Genomic DNA, 14086 nt, shown 5'->3' with positions numbered 1-14086 from the left:
GAGCGGACCGCATCCATGACCGACTTCACCGCCGCCTTTGCCGATCTCGAACCACGTGAGCGCTACAAATTGCTCTGCGCCAGCGTGACGCCGCGCCCGATCGCGCTCGTCACCTGCGTTTCGCCGGAAGGCATCGTCAACGCGGCGCCGTTCAGCTTCTTCAACGTCTTTTCGGAGGATCCGGCCCTGGTCGTGCTCGGCCTGCAGCACGGGCCCGGTAACCACCCAAAGGACACGACCCGCCATATCGCGGCGGCCGGCGAATTCGTCGTCAATCTGGTCGACGAGGGATTGGCGGAAGCGATGAACATCTGCGCCATCGATTTCCCGCCTGAGGTCAGCGAGATCGACGCGGCGGGGCTTTCGCTGCTGCCGGGCGTCAGCGTCGCCGTGCCGCGCATCGCGGAAGCGCCCTTCGCACTGGAATGCCGCAGGCAGGTTTCGCTCGCCTTCAGCCCGACGCGGGAATTGCTGATCGGCGAGGTCGTCCGTATCCATGCCCGCGCGGGGCTCGTCGACCCCAAGACGCTGCGGGTCAGCATGAGCGACTACAAGCCGGTCGGTCGCATGTTCGGCGACGGCTATTCGCGCCAGAACGACCGCTTCGACCTCAGGCGTGACAACTACGCCGGCTGGCTGGCGAAGCGGGGCTGAGTGGCGTTACGTCACGTCTTGGGTTTCTGCCCCGGTCGAAAAGCCACGATCACCGCCGGGTCGGTTTCCAGATAGGGCCCCTCGATCAGGTCGATGCAGTAGGGGATCGCCGGCATCACTGCGTCGAGGCATTCGGCGATGGCGCGCGGGCGGCCGGGCAGGTTGACGATCAGCGCCTTGCCGCGAATACCGGCGGTCTGGCGCGACAGGATCGCGGTCGGCACCTTGGCGAGGCTGACCTGGCGCATCAATTCGCCGAAACCGGGCATCGGCTTCTCGATCACATCCTCGGTCGCCTCGGGCGTGACGTCGCGCGGTGCGGGGCCGGTGCCGCCGGTGGTGACGATCAGGCAGCAGCCCTCTTCGTCGGCCAACGCCTTCAGCGTCTCGGCGATCAGCTTGCGGTCGTCGGGAATGACGCGGGCGACCGGCGTCCAAGGGCTCGTCAGCGCCCTGGCGAGATAGGCCTCGATGGCGGGGCCGCCCTCATCGGCATAGATGCCGGCCGAAGCACGGTCGGAAACCGTGACGATACCGATCCTGATATCCGTGCTCATGTCCTTAAACCCTGGCGTGGCGCTGCGAGGCAGATGTGACCGATCGGCGCCGCGCAGGCTACCGAAAAGACGGGCTCAGCCCTTGAGGCGCTTGCGCAGGCGGCGCAACCCCTGGCGCGCATGCGCTGCCAGCTCCGGCAGACCCGGCCCGTGGCTGCCGAGGGTGACGATCGCATGGCCCATCTCGCGTCGCTCGCCCCAGACATAGGTTCCGGCATCGACGCCGTCCCCCGCGCCGCTGTCGAAGACGACAGGCGGCGTGCCGGCGAAATCGGCCTGGAGCATGGCGATGGTGAGCGCGCGCCCGGGCGAGAGCCGGCTTTGGCTCTCGTCATAGGCGATCTTGAGGAAATGCCGCGTACCGGCGCTCTCGATCAGCAGACCCATGGCGATCGGCTCGCCGTCCAGTCGCAAGCTATCGACCTGCAGGGCGTCCTGCGCCGCAAAACCGGCGATGAGCTGGCGGAAATAGGCCGTATCCCGCGGCAGCTGCGCGATCGCGGTGCCGGCCTTGCCCTTCCAGCCGGCGGCCTCAAGGGCGAGGAAAGCGTCGAAGCTGTTTTGCGCGGCCTCGCCCCGCTCGCGCCGGAACGCGGCCTCGCCCGCCTTGGTGACGGCGCGGAACTGCTGCATGCGCTTCTTGTAGCTCTGCCCGAGCGCGCGCCTGAGATAGCGCTCGGCGTCGTCGCCGGCCTCCGGCAGCAGCATCGGCCGGCTCCAACGCTCATGGATGGCAAGCCGGCTGCCCGTGCTGCGAAAGGCTTCGGTGAGCACGGCGTGACTAGCCCCTTCCAGCGGCAGCAAGGGCAGCGCCAGCGTCTTGGGCAGGTCGCTCGAGGCCAGGATATGACGGAGCATGGCCTCCGCTGCGTCGTTGGCGAGGTCGCGATCGAGAACCGGAATCGAGGAGACCTCATAGAGCGGCAGCAGCGGCGCAACGAGCACGGGTGCAAAACCGCTGCGCCAGTCGCGCTTCCGATGCAAGGCCCAGAGGCCGGCTAGGCGCTCGGAGCCCAACGCCTCGCTCTGCCAGGCAGCGAGCACGATGATCCTGTCGTCGGGTATGAGCAGGCGCGCAGCGGCGATGGCGGCTGGCGCCATATGCGGGTTGGCGGCGAGCGCACGCAGGCTCAGCTCGGTGAAGGCCGCGCTGCGCTCGACATAATCCGCAGGGCGGATGCGCCTGACGACGATCGTGGCGTTCAAGGCGAGACGCCGTCGCGCCGCTCGCGCTTCATCTCGCCGCGCAGCGACAGCACGAAGGCAATGACCTGGGCGGCGGCGCGGTAGAGCTCTTCGGGGATCTGGTCGTCAAGCTCGACGGCCGAGAGCGCCTGCGCCAGCACGGCGTTCTCTTCGACGGCGACGCCGTGCTCCCGACCGGTTTCGATGATGCGCTGGGCCAGTTCGCCCCGGCCCTTGGCGGTGACGCGCGGTGCACCTTGCCCATCATATTCGAGCGCGACGGCGATCTGGCGCGGCGAGGGGGCGGTCATGACATCCGGTCCAGGAACTGGCCGGCGGTCGGCTGCATCACGCGCGGCTGGCCGGTATGGATATCGATGGCGCCATTCTCGAACTGCGCATCGACGAGCGCTGCCTCCAATCCGGGAGCGGCGCCGCGCAGCAACCGGCTGGTCTCCTCGCGCTCGGCCCAGAGCGTGACGCCGACGCTGCGGCCCTGCAGCGTGACCACGCCCTGCAGCGGGCCCATCGGCTCGACATCGAGCGCGAAGCGGATGCGCCAGAGCGGCGCCTCGACGCCGTTGGGGCCTCGGCGGGGCGGCTCCTTCTCGATATGAAGCGGCAGGACGGCTGCGCCGGAATGGAAGGCGAGGGGGATCTCGGTGAGCCAGCGCGGGGCATGGTTCTGGTCGGGCCGCACGCCGTCCAGCGGCAGCGAGGCGAATTGCGAAAGCGTGACGCGGTCGAGGGCGGCGTCGGTCTGTTCCAGCAGAGTTTGTGCGATCGTTAGCGGCTTTTCGCCTGCCGTGAGGCTCGGCTCCACGATCGGTTGGAGCGCGAGCGGGCCGTCGCGGCGCGGTGGCGTGGGTTTTGCTGTCGCGCTCGGCGCACCGGCCGTTTGAGGCGAAAGCAGGAGCGCGGCTTGCGGTTTGCCGGCCGGCGTCGGCGCGAAGCGCTCGATCACGGTAGCGAGGGCGTCGCGCAGCGTCACGAGGCTCGCCTTGAGGTCCGCTTGCGGCGGCGCGGGCTGGCTCGTGGCTTGGCTTGTCGTGGCTTGGCTCGTCGCGGCTTGGCGGCTCTCCATGAACAGACCAGAGCGCTGAACGGCGTCCTTCAGGACCTCTGCCCCAAGCGGCTTGCGCTCGACAGGAACGGCCTGGGCCAGGACGCGCTCGATCAGGGTCAGCAGCGGCTTGGGCAAGGTGAGCGCGACCGAGCCTTCGGAGAGGCTGCGCAGATTGGCGAAGAGCGGCGCGAGACCATCCTGATTGGCCAGCACCGGCCCGAGCAGAGGCCCGGCAATGGCGCGAGGCGAGGAGGCGGCGCTGGCCTGCGACTGAGCTGGTTGGGAAGCGGTGGCCGGGCGTGGTGCATCGGCTGTCGCCGCGGCCTGCAGGAGCGAACTCGGCTGGAGGGGGGCCGATGCGCGCGAGGGCTCGGCCGGGGAGGCCGTCGGCGTCGGATTGGGAGCAGCGCTCTGGCTGGTCTGCGGGGTGGATTGCGGCGTCGTGGGGGCAACGCTGGCCGGAGCGGGCGGGCGCGTCTCGACCAAGGTCGCGCGCAGGCTTCCGCCTTGCTCCTCGGCGGCGTCGATCCTGAGCAGTAGCGTCGCGCCGGGGAGCAGAGCCGCCTGCTTCGCTTCCGGGCCGGCGAGCACGAGCGATATCTTGGTGTCGCCGATGAGCGCTGTCGCGAGGCCGTTACCGTCAAGCGTCAGCAGCTTTGCCTCGACCGTCTGGCCCGGCGCGAGTTCGGCCGTAGGCGCGAGCGCCTGCAGCAGAGTGGCGAGGTTCTGGCTCTGGACGAGCTGGGCGAGATTCATCGAGGTGAGGCCATGGCAGCGAGGCCAAGATCCTGACATGAAAGGTTAAGTATTTTATTGCGCGCAGGATTTGGCGGGCAAGCCCTGCGCGGGGCGCGCTGGTGCGCGGCGCGAGGCTGGGGCAGGGTCTCAGCCTCGAACTCTAGGAGTCTGATCCATGGAATATCGCCAGCTTGGCCGCTCCGGCCTCAAGGTCTCGCCTTTGTGCCTGGGCACGATGATGTTCGGCGGCGCGACGAGCGAGCTGGATTCGCGCGCGATCATCGATCATGCGCGCGACGCCGGCATCAATTTCATCGACACGGCCGATGTCTACAATGAAGGCCGCTCCGAAGAGGTGACGGGCCGCGCCATCGCCGCGCAGCGCCATGACTGGGTGCTGGCGACCAAGGTCGCCAACCAGATGGGAACCGGACCCAACCGGGTCGGGCTCTCGCGCAAATGGCTGATGCAGGCCTGCGAGGACAGTCTGCGCCGGCTCGGCACCGATTTCATCGATGTCTACTATCTGCACAAGGAAGACCATGCGACGCCGCTGGCCGAGACCGTGCGCGGGCTTGGTGACCTGGTGCGTCAGGGCAAGATCCGGCATTTCGGCGTCTCGAATTACCGCTCCTGGCGGCTCGCCGAAATCTGCCGGCTTTGCGACGATCTCGGCATCGACCGGCCGGTCGTCAGCCAGCCCTATTACAACGCGATGAACCGCATGCCCGAGGTCGAGCATCTGCCGGCCTGCGGCTTCTACGGGCTTGGCGTTGCCTCCTATTCGCCGCTGGCGCGCGGTGTGCTGACCGGCAAATACGAGCCCGGCCAGGCGCCGCAGCAGGGCACGCGCGCAGCGCGCGGCGATACGCGCATCCTGCAGACGGAGTGGCGCGAGGAGAGCCTCGTCATCGCCCAGACCATCAAGGCCCATGCCGCCGAGCGCGGCATGACGCCGATCCAGTTCGCGGTACGCTGGGTCCTGAATAATGCCTTCCTCACCGCCGCGATCGCCGGGCCGCGGACGCTGGAGCAGTGGCAGGCCTATCTCGCGGCGCTGGATGTCAAGTTCACCGCCGAGGACGAGGCGCTGGTGGATGGGCTCGTGCCCGCCGGCCATCCCTCGACGCCGGGTTATAGCGACCCCGCTTATCCGCTCGAGGGCCGCAAGGCGCTGACGGGCTGATCAGGCCGCGACTAGAGCAGGAAGCGAAAAAGTGGGCACCGGTTTTTCGCATTTATCCTGCTCTAACTCCTTGATAAGAGACGGATTCAGATTTCAGACGGAGTCACATTGTGACTCCGTCTGAAATCATCCGGCTCTAGGACCAGCCCGCTCCAGGCTACCATGGCGGCCTGGGCGATGGCCTCCAATTCGGCGCGCGTGGCGCCGTCGCGCGCGCGCAACGATATGCCCTGCTGCACCGTGACATAGAAGCTTGCGATCATCTCGGTGTCGGTCGCGGCCGGCAATTCGCCGCTTTCGACCGCTTCGCGCAGCCGCTCCGCGAAGCTGGCGATCGCCCGCTCGCGCACGCCGCGCAAATCGGCCCGGAGCGCCTCGCTCGCGCCGGCGGCATGGACCACTGCCAGCACGATCATACATCCGGCCGGCTTGCCCGGCCGCGTGAACATCGCCGCTGAACGCATCAGGAAGGTCTCAATCGCGGCCCGGGCCGTCGGGGCTTCGGCGACCGCCTGCGCCAGTTCCTTGCCGTCGCAGGCCTCGTATAGCGCCATCGCCTCGCGATAGAGCGCCTCCTTGCTGCCGAAGGCGGCGTAGAGGCTGGGCGAGCCGATGCCCATCGCCTCGGTCAGGTCGCCCATCGAGGTGCCCTGGAAACCGTTGCGCCAGAACAGATCCATGGCGCGACGCAGCGCTTCATCGCGATCAAAGCTTCTCGGTCTGCCGCGCTCGGACATGATCACCCATTTTGTGCCAAGCGATACATAAATCGCTTGACCAGCGCCCGCAAGCGCCGCAAGTATTTATGTATCGAACGACACAAAAAGGAATTTCTCATGGAACGATTGATCGGGAAGAAGGCGCTGGTGACCGGCGGGAGCCGCGGGATCGGCGCGGCAATCGCGCTGCGGCTGGCGCAGGAAGGCGCCGATGTCGCGCTGACTTATGAGCGCTCGCAGGACAAGGCGCAGGCGGTGGTGGGCCAGATCGAGGCGCTGGGACGCAAGGGCTTCGCGCTCGCGGCCGACAGCGTCGATCCCGAGGCGGTGAAGGCTTGCGTCGGCAAGGCCGCCGCTCTGCTCGGTGGCCTCGACATTCTGGTCAACAATGCCGGTATCTTCCGTGGCGGACCGGTCGCGGAGTGGAGCCTTGCCGATATCGACGCGACGCTGGCGGTGAATATCCGCGCCGTCGTGCTGGCGTCGCAGGCGGCTGCCGCCCATCTCGGCGAAGGCGGGCGCATCATCTCGATCGGTTCATGCCTGGCCGAGCGCGTGATCGAGCCCGGCGTCTCGCTCTATGCGATGAGCAAGGCGGCGCTGATCGGCTTCACCAAGGGCCTGGCGCGCGATCTCGGACCGCGCGGCGTCACCGTCAACATCGTCCATCCCGGCTCGACCGACACGGATATGAACCCGGCTGCCGGGGAACGGGCCGATGCGCAGCGCGCCAAGATGGCGATCCCGCGCTATGGCAAGCCGGGTGATATCGCCGGGCTCGTGGCCTATCTCGCCAGCGAGGAGGCGCGTTTCGTGACCGGGGCGGGCTTTGCCATCGATGGCGGCGTCAACACCTAAGGTCCGTTGTATTCAGACGGAACCTCGGGTCATTCCGGGCTCTTCGCGGAGTTTATCCTTGGGCCGACCAAAGGTCGGACCCGAGGGCGAAGCCCCGGAATGACGGTGCGGTTTTGCGCCAAGACGTAGGCTCTTGGCGCTGTCCTTTCAGCGCGGCGGCTCAGTTCAGCAGGCAAAAGCCGCCGACATTGTGGTCGCTTTGGCAGGCTGGCTTGGGAGCGTCCCCCGGCTTCACGTTGCGCGAGGATTGCCATCCCTGCGGCACAGCCTGGATGCTGGGGCCTACGGGCGGGGAGGGGGGCTCGACAGCGACCCCGTCATGGCTCGATCCGCCGCTGCTCGCGCTGATGTTGTCCGGATTGGAGCTGGATTGCGCGACGGCAGAGGCCGCAGATAACTGAAGGGCTGCCACAGTGCAGACCAGGACGAGACGCAGCATGCCATTTCCCCAGGAACGGCGCGCACGCTGCCGCATCGCAGGCGCCGGTGAAAGCTGCATCTGCGATCAGCCTAAGCAGGGTGTTAATCGGCCGGCGCGGAAACGCGCCGGCTGGCTGCATCGCGTCAGTGCATGACGCAGAAGCCGCCGACCACGACCTCGCTCCGGCACCAGACCTTTGCGCCCTCGCTCGAGCTGATCCGCAGAGGGGCTGGCCGGTCCACGCTCGGCGACGGGAAGGGCACGCGCCGGGCTTCGAGAGATGCGGGCTCGGCCGGAGCTGACGCGTGCCCGGCACCCGGCACGGGAATGACGGTGGCGTTGCCGCTGGAATAGCGCTTGCCGAAGCGCAGCCTTGCCGCCTCGGCATCGACCGGCAGGCAGGCCGTGGCGATGATGGCGATCGCGAGAACCCTGAGCATGCCGCGTTCCTCTGCTTTAGCGGGCAATCTCAGCCTGCCGGCCGCAGCGGAATTTGCAAAGCGCGACGTCGGAACAACCTAAGCGCGAGGTTAAGCCGAATGGCGAGCGATGGGGGCAGAGCCTTGCGCGAAAAAGTGGGTACCGGTTTTTCGCGTGAGCAATGCTCTCAAACTTTTAGAGTAGATCACGTCGTATTCGGACGGGTCCGTCCGAATACGACGTGATCTAATTGCCCGGCAGCACGATGATGGTCGGTTGTGCGGGCAGGCCGGCCTTGGTGAGGGTAATTGTCGGCTCGGTCTTGCGCTCGGTGGCCCAGACGCCGTCCGTGCGGCGCAGGAAGCGCTCCAGGCTGGAGCCGCCGAAGAAATGCATCGGGATCATCACCTTGGCCTGCAGGGATTTCAGGACCTCGACCATGCCTTCCTGGTCGAGCGTGTAGCTGCCGTCGACCGGGAAGAGCACGATGTCGACGCGGCCGAGCGCGCGCAGATGGCCGGGTTCCAGCGGGTGGTGCAGATGGCCGAGATGGGCGATGCAGAGATCGCCGATCTCGAAGACGAACATCGAATTGCCGTCGAAATCGGTCGCGCCGGAGTAGCTGCGGATATTGGTCGGCACGTTGCGCACGCGCATGTCGCCGAGCGTCACGTCATGCTTCGCGGCGCCATGGCCGCTTGGCTCCCAGCCCGGCAGCACCTGTTTGATTGCGGGGTCCGGGTTGCGCGAATTATGCGTCGAATGCGCCTTGTTCATCGTGGCGATGTCGGGTGTCTCACGCGGGCGGACATAGTCGTTGTAGTCGGTCGCGGCCCTGATGCCGCCCGGCGTCTCGATCAGGAAGGTGGCGTGGCCGACGAAGGTGAGGCGGACCTCGCCCTTGGCGAGCGCGGCGCGCTGGATCGGCAGGCGATAGCCTGCCATCTCGGGCCGGCAGCCGGGCTCGTCGGACTGGGCGCGGGCAGGATGCGAGAGGATGCTTGCCAGCGCGGCCAGAGCTCCACAGACAAGGATTTTGGCTCCCCAGACGAGGATTTTCGACAGGCTCATCCGGCGCTCCCGCTTCAACCCAGCCTGTTCAGCTTAGGCAAAACTTGCGCCGAGACCAGCACTCGCCGCCGAACTGGCGGTTTCGTGACAGTCTCGCCCCCGCCTGCCGTTCAGGCGTCGTCGCCGCGCTGTTGAACGATGGCCATCGCGAAACGTCCGTTGCCCACCGACCAGTCGGAATAGTCGTTCTCGTGCACGAAGATGAAGACGTCCTTGGGGGAAACGCCGATCGTCTCGAGTCGAGTGGCGATCGAGGCGTAAAGCGCACGTTTCATGGCGTCGCTGCGCCCACGTCGCATCGTGATCTCGATCACCACCAGCTCGTCCGAGCGCGCGATGCCATTGAACTTGCGGTCGTAGAAGAACTGTTCAGGCTCATATTCGCTGACGAGGTTGAAGAGCTCGTCAGCAGGCATGCCGATCGCTTCGACCAATGCCTGATGGACACCGTCGACGATACCCGCCACGCGTTCGCTGCTTGTGTTCTTTCTGACGGATGTGCGGATGAAAGGCATATGATGAGCTCCAGCATCTTATTTGCGTTGGAGCATCTTTCGAGCGCTGCGATGCTTTTTCCAATCGATATCCAAGGCGGTTCTATGTGTATAAAACTCACAAAATGAAGCGCCGATCCCTTCCCCTCCAGGCCTTGCGGGCTTTCGAAGCCGCGGGCCGTCTCGGCCGTATGACGGCGGCGGCCGAGGAATTATGCGTCACGCATGGCGCCGTCAGCAGGCAGGTCCAGCATTTGGAAGACGTGCTCGGCTTGGCGCTCTTCTCAGGGCCGAGGACGCGCCCGCATCTGACCGAGGCGGGGCGGGCGCTGTTACCGGCCCTGACCTCGGCGCTGGATCAGATCGAGAGCGCTATCCAGGCCGTCACGCGTGCCGAAGACGATGTCCTCGATGTCTCATGTCTGAGCACATTGCTGATGCGTTGGCTGATTCCGCGGCTGCACCGTTTCCACGGGCTCTATCCCGGTGTCGATCTGAGGCTGCGCGCGCTCGACCAGCAAGAGGATACCCGCAATGGGCGGTTCGATGTCGCAATCATGGTCGATGAGACGAGCCGCCTGATCTCGACGCGTCAGAAGGCGGACATCCTGTTCCCGGAATGGCTCGGCCCCGTCGCAACGCCCGAATTGAGCTCGCGCCATCTCGTGGCACCTGGCGATCTCCCTGCAGACCGGCAACTCCAGACCAAGACGCGGCCCAACGCATGGGCGATGTGGAGCACTGCCGCCGGCTTTACGCTCGCGCCGCCGTCCGGTGCTGTCTTCGAACATTACTACTACACGCTCGAAGCTGCGACCGCCGGTCTGGGTTACTGCATCGCACCGTGGCATCTCGTCATGAGCGAGATCCAATCGGGCACGCTGATGGCCCCGTTCGGCTTCGCTGAAAGCGGCTATAGCTATCTGGTCAAGCGGCGTTCGCCGTCCAACGCAAAAATTGACCGGTTCTGTGCCTGGTTGGCGAGCGAGGTCGCGGCCATGCCGTTGCCCGAACCTTGTTTCGCACCCGTCGACGCGACGGAATCCTGAGCGCCGGTTGCGGCATCAGCCCGGCCTGGCTACATGTGCGCCAGATTTCCCGGCACGTCCGAGCACCAGTTCGCCAGCGGAGCCCGCACGCCCCATGCCCCGTCAGTTCATCTACCATATGAGCGGTCCGTCGAAGACCTATCCGGGCGGCAAGCAGCTCCTCAAGGACATCCATCTCTCCTTCTACCCCGATGCCAAGATCGGTGTGCTCGGCGTCAACGGCGCCGGCAAGTCGACCCTCTCAAGATCATGGCAGGCTTCGCCAAGGAATAGGCCGGCGAGGCCTGCGTCCCAGGATGGTCGGCGGATTCATCATTGGCTCCCCGCATCGTTCCAGCGTCCACGCGCTCAGGTAATTGCCGGGCCGGGGGAAGCGGGCAGGAGCAGGGCTGGCGCGTTTGTGGAGCGCGAGGCCGTCGGGAGATTTCGCGTGGCCGCGTCAGTGCAGCGGGTCGAGGAATGGTGTGTCGCGGCCGCTCACATAGAAGATCACCACCTTCGCCGACTCGACGGCGCTGCGGTTGTAGCCGACCATCTCGACATGCGGCGGTTCGACATAGGCCTCGCCGGCCTTTACCACCACGGCTGGTTGTCCCTTTAGTTCCAACGTGAAGGCGCCTTCGAGGACATAGACCGTCACGGGAAAGCGGTGGCTGTGCCGGACGGTTCTGTCGCCGGGCTTGAAGGTCGCGGTCAGGATGCGGACTTCCTGCGAGGCGTCACGCGGCATGGCCTCGACGAGTTGGCGCAGCACGAGGTTTGGCTTCGCGAGGCCGGCCTCCTGCGCTTGCGCGCGGGCACCCAGAAGAAGACCCGCGACTGCCGCTGCGGCCGAACATGACGACATGCGCATGGCGCTTTCCTCCGACTTGGGTCTGACGCCTCGTCAGAACTGCCGAAAGGGTAGGCTTGAGCTGCGGACTATGGCAGCCTCAATTCTGCGGACAGGGGCCGCAAGACTGCAAGGTCGAGCATGTTCGATTGGAACGATCTGAAGCCTTTCCTTGCGGTCGCGCAGCATCAGAGCATGATCGCGGCGGGGAAATCGCTGGGCCTTAGTCAGTCAACGGTGCAGCGACGGCTTTCGGAGCTCGAGCGGCGGATCGGCCGCGCCCTGATCGTCAGGCATCCTGCCGGATATCGGCTCACGGCAGATGGCTTGAGCCTGTTGCCGATGGCGCAGAAGGTTGCGCGCGCCGTGGCCGAGTTGGAGCGCTATCTCGACGACACTGCGCGGGAATTCGACGGCGTGATCCGCGTCACCTGTCCCGAGCCGCTGGTGCTGCGCATCGTCCAGTCGAAGCTGCTCGACGCCTTCCATGCGCGCCATCCGAAGCTGCGGGTCGAGTTCGTGACCAGCGACCGCTATCTCGATCTGTCTCAGGGCGAGGCGGATGTCGCCTTTCGCTCTGGCGACACCGATGACGAACTCGTCGGACGCAAGATCGCCGACTCGCTCTGGGCGATCTATGCTAGCCCCGACTATGTCGAGCGGCACGGTCGGCCGGCGACTGTGCAGGACATGACGCAGCACCCTCTGGTGGGCTTCGAGACGACGTTCAGCTCGCACCGCATGCTGACGTGGCTTACGGAGGTCGCACCGGCGGCCCGCTTCGCCGTGCGCAACAACAGCGTCCTTGGTCTGGTTTCGGCCGTTAAATCCGGCGCGGGGATCGGCCCATTGCCGACAGCGCTCGGAGACGCCGATGACGGTCTGGTGCGGATTCTCGGCCCGATCCCGGAGCTGACGCGAAGCTGGCGGATCCTGGCTCACCCCGATCTCCGGCGCACGCCCCGCATCGCGGCCTTCTTCGACTTCATTGTCGAACAGCGGGCTGCGCTGAAGCCGATCTTCACAGGGTAGAGGCGGCGAGGCGAGGACGCCACGCGCAACACGTGGGACCGGCGGCTTGCATCGCACCGGTTGCGGCAAGCGGCCCGCCTCGCTACATACGCGGCACATTCCCGAAAGCCCCGGCCCACCAGTCCGAGAGCGGAGCCTGCACGCTTATGTCCCGTCAGTTCATCTACCATATGCGCGGCCTGTCGAAGACCTATCCGGGCGGCAAGCAGATCCTCAAGGACATCCATCTCTCCTTCTACCCCGACGCCAAGATCGGTGTGCTCGGCGTCAATGGCGCGGGTAAGTCGACCCTGCTCAAGATCATGGCCGGCTTCGACAAGGAGTGGACCGGCGAGGCCTGGGTCGCCGAGGGCGCGCGCGTCGGCTACCTGCCGCAGGAGCCCAAGCTCGACGAGACGCTGAACGTCCGCGACAACGTCATGCTCGGCGTGGCGCCGCAAAAGGCGATCATGGATCGCTACAACGATCTCGCGATGAACTATTCCGACGAGACCGCCGACGAGATGACCAAGCTGCAGGACGAGATCGAGGCCAAGGGCCTGTGGGATCTCGATTCCAAGGTCGATCAGGCGATGGACGCCTTGCGCTGCCCGCCCGACGATTGGGAAGTCTCGAAGCTCTCGGGCGGCGAGCGTCGCCGCGTCGCGCTCTGCAAGCTGCTGCTGGAGCAGCCGGAGCTGCTGCTGCTCGACGAACCGACCAACCATCTCGACGCCGAGACCACCGCCTGGCTGGAAGGCCATTTGCGGAGCTATCCGGGCGCGATCCTGATCGTGACCCATGATCGCTACTTCCTCGACAACGTCACCAGCTGGATCCTCGAGCTCGATCGCGGCCAGGGCATCCCCTATGAGGGCAATTACTCGGCCTGGTCGGTGCAGAAGCAGAAGCGCCTCGCCCAGGAAGGCCGCGAGGACGTCGCCAGGCAGAAGACGCTGGAGCGCGAGCAGGAATGGGTTCTGGCCTCGCCCAAGGCGCGCCAGGCCAAGAGCAAGGCGCGCATCCAGCGCTATGACGAGCTCGTGCAGAAAGCCAACAACAAGGGGCCCGACACCGCGCAGATCATCATCCCGATCGCCGAGCGGCTCGGCAACAACGTCGTCGATTTCGACGATCTGTCGAAGGGTTTCCAGGACAAGCTCCTGATCGACGGCCTGTCCTTCAAGCTGCCGCCGGGCGGCATCGTCGGCGTGATCGGCCCTAACGGCGCCGGCAAGACCACGCTGTTCCGGATGATCACAGGCCAGGACAAGCCCGATTCCGGCACGATCACCATCGGCGAGAGCGTCACGCTCGGCTATGTCGACCAGAGCCGCGACTCGCTCGACGACAAGAAGAACGTCTGGGAGGAGATCTCGGGCGGCAATGACATCCTTTATCTCGGCAAGCGCGAGATCAATTCACGCGCCTATTGCTCGACCTTCAACTTCAAGGGCGGCGACCAGCAGAAGAAGGTCGGTTCGCTCTCGGGTGGTGAGCGCAACCGCGTCCACCTCGCCAAGATGCTGAAGGCGGGCTCCAATGTCCTGCTGCTCGACGAGCCGACCAACGATCTCGACGTCGATACGCTGCGGGCGCTGGAAGAGGCGCTGGAGGACTACGCCGGCTGCGCCGTGATCATCAGCCACGATCGCTGGTTCCTCGACCGCATCGCGACCCATATCCTCGCCTTCGAGGGCGACAGCCATGTCGAGTGGTTCGAGGGCAATTTTGCGGAATACGAGGAAGACAAAAAGCGTCGTTTGGGCATCGATTCCACGATCCCGAAGCGCATCCAGTACAAGAAGTTCTCGCGCTGACGAGA

At 65.9% G+C, this 14086-nt stretch carries 16 protein-coding genes and 1 pseudogene; 7 read left to right on the top strand and 10 right to left on the bottom strand.

The window, feature by feature from the left end:
* The first annotated feature begins 15 nt into the window (after positions 1-15).
* Positions 16-654: a flavin reductase family protein gene (locus ACSQ3P_RS30045; RefSeq protein WP_436169088.1), complete on the top strand. Its 639-nt coding sequence runs from the start codon at positions 16-18 to the stop codon at positions 652-654.
* A gap of 11 nt (positions 655-665) precedes the next feature.
* Here ACSQ3P_RS30045 and mog read toward each other — a convergent pair whose 3' ends face one another.
* The 4 genes from mog to ACSQ3P_RS30025 form a co-directional block, all read right to left on the bottom strand.
* Complete coding sequence (gene mog, locus ACSQ3P_RS30040; RefSeq protein WP_436169087.1) at positions 666-1211, bottom strand: molybdopterin adenylyltransferase; 546 nt, start codon at positions 1209-1211, stop codon at positions 666-668.
* A 75-nt stretch (positions 1212-1286) separates the two neighbouring features.
* Positions 1287-2417: a GNAT family N-acetyltransferase gene (locus tag ACSQ3P_RS30035; RefSeq protein ID WP_436169086.1), complete on the bottom strand. Its 1131-nt coding sequence runs from the start codon at positions 2415-2417 to the stop codon at positions 1287-1289.
* The gene (locus tag ACSQ3P_RS30030) at positions 2414-2707 is read right to left on the bottom strand and encodes an EscU/YscU/HrcU family type III secretion system export apparatus switch protein (RefSeq protein ID WP_436169085.1); all 294 of its coding nucleotides are present in this window, start codon (positions 2705-2707) and stop codon (positions 2414-2416) included. The genes ACSQ3P_RS30035 and ACSQ3P_RS30030 overlap by 4 nt, the downstream gene beginning before the upstream one ends.
* Positions 2704-4218 (bottom strand): flagellar hook-length control protein FliK, encoded by a 1515-nt coding sequence (locus ACSQ3P_RS30025; RefSeq protein ID WP_436169084.1) that lies wholly within the window; start codon positions 4216-4218, stop codon positions 2704-2706. Before ACSQ3P_RS30025 ends, ACSQ3P_RS30030 begins: the two co-directional genes overlap by 4 nt.
* A 157-nt stretch (positions 4219-4375) precedes the next feature.
* Between ACSQ3P_RS30025 and ACSQ3P_RS30020 the strand changes: the two genes are divergently transcribed.
* On the top strand, positions 4376-5386 hold the full coding sequence (locus ACSQ3P_RS30020) for an aldo/keto reductase (RefSeq protein ID WP_436169083.1): 1011 nt from the start codon (positions 4376-4378) through the stop codon (positions 5384-5386).
* Between the two features lie 86 nt (positions 5387-5472).
* Here ACSQ3P_RS30020 and ACSQ3P_RS30015 read toward each other — a convergent pair whose 3' ends face one another.
* Complete coding sequence (locus tag ACSQ3P_RS30015) at positions 5473-6066, bottom strand: TetR/AcrR family transcriptional regulator (RefSeq protein WP_436169082.1); 594 nt, start codon at positions 6064-6066, stop codon at positions 5473-5475.
* 156 nt (positions 6067-6222) lie between these two features.
* Here ACSQ3P_RS30015 and ACSQ3P_RS30010 point away from each other — a divergent pair, with 156 nt between their 5' ends.
* A complete protein-coding gene (locus ACSQ3P_RS30010) occupies positions 6223-6963 on the top strand; it encodes a 3-oxoacyl-ACP reductase family protein (RefSeq protein ID WP_436169081.1) in 741 nt (246 codons plus the stop codon).
* A 160-nt stretch (positions 6964-7123) separates the two neighbouring features.
* Here the strand turns inward: ACSQ3P_RS30010 and ACSQ3P_RS30005 are convergent, their stop codons facing one another.
* The 4 genes from ACSQ3P_RS30005 to ACSQ3P_RS29990 form a co-directional block, all read right to left on the bottom strand.
* Positions 7124-7402, bottom strand: a complete 279-nt coding sequence (locus ACSQ3P_RS30005; RefSeq protein ID WP_436169080.1) for a hypothetical protein — start codon at positions 7400-7402, stop codon at positions 7124-7126.
* A gap of 125 nt (positions 7403-7527) precedes the next feature.
* A complete protein-coding gene (locus tag ACSQ3P_RS30000; RefSeq protein WP_436169079.1) occupies positions 7528-7824 on the bottom strand; it encodes a hypothetical protein in 297 nt (98 codons plus the stop codon).
* Between the two features lie 226 nt (positions 7825-8050).
* On the bottom strand, positions 8051-8875 hold the full coding sequence (locus ACSQ3P_RS29995) for an MBL fold metallo-hydrolase (RefSeq protein WP_436169078.1): 825 nt from the start codon (positions 8873-8875) through the stop codon (positions 8051-8053).
* A gap of 110 nt (positions 8876-8985) precedes the next feature.
* Entirely contained in the window at positions 8986-9390 is a 405-nt protein-coding gene (locus ACSQ3P_RS29990) for a tautomerase family protein (RefSeq protein ID WP_436169077.1), read from the bottom strand.
* A 104-nt stretch (positions 9391-9494) separates the two neighbouring features.
* Here ACSQ3P_RS29990 and ACSQ3P_RS29985 point away from each other — a divergent pair, with 104 nt between their 5' ends.
* Positions 9495-10418, top strand: a complete 924-nt coding sequence (locus tag ACSQ3P_RS29985) for a LysR substrate-binding domain-containing protein (RefSeq protein WP_436169076.1) — start codon at positions 9495-9497, stop codon at positions 10416-10418.
* A gap of 94 nt (positions 10419-10512) precedes the next feature.
* Positions 10513-10665, top strand: a pseudogene (locus ACSQ3P_RS29980) (ATP-binding cassette domain-containing protein); the annotation flags it as partial.
* A 192-nt stretch (positions 10666-10857) separates the two neighbouring features.
* Here the strand turns inward: ACSQ3P_RS29980 and ACSQ3P_RS29975 are convergent.
* Positions 10858-11271 (bottom strand): cupin domain-containing protein, encoded by a 414-nt coding sequence (locus ACSQ3P_RS29975; protein ID WP_436169075.1) that lies wholly within the window; start codon positions 11269-11271, stop codon positions 10858-10860.
* A gap of 120 nt (positions 11272-11391) precedes the next feature.
* Between ACSQ3P_RS29975 and ACSQ3P_RS29970 the strand changes: the two genes are divergently transcribed.
* Positions 11392-12282 carry a LysR family transcriptional regulator gene (locus ACSQ3P_RS29970; protein WP_436169074.1) on the top strand — a complete coding sequence of 297 codons (891 nt, stop codon included), beginning with the start codon at positions 11392-11394 and terminating at the stop codon, positions 12280-12282.
* Between the two features lie 146 nt (positions 12283-12428).
* Complete coding sequence (ettA, locus tag ACSQ3P_RS29965) at positions 12429-14081, top strand: energy-dependent translational throttle protein EttA (protein WP_436169073.1); 1653 nt, start codon at positions 12429-12431, stop codon at positions 14079-14081.
* The last annotated feature ends 5 nt before the right edge of the window (positions 14082-14086 follow it).

Source organism: Allobosea sp. LjRoot9 (assembly GCF_964252745.1).
Classification (GTDB): domain Bacteria; phylum Pseudomonadota; class Alphaproteobacteria; order Rhizobiales; family Beijerinckiaceae; genus Allobosea.
Note: the sequence above shows the minus strand (reverse complement) of the source record. Positions and strands in the feature narration are given on the sequence as shown.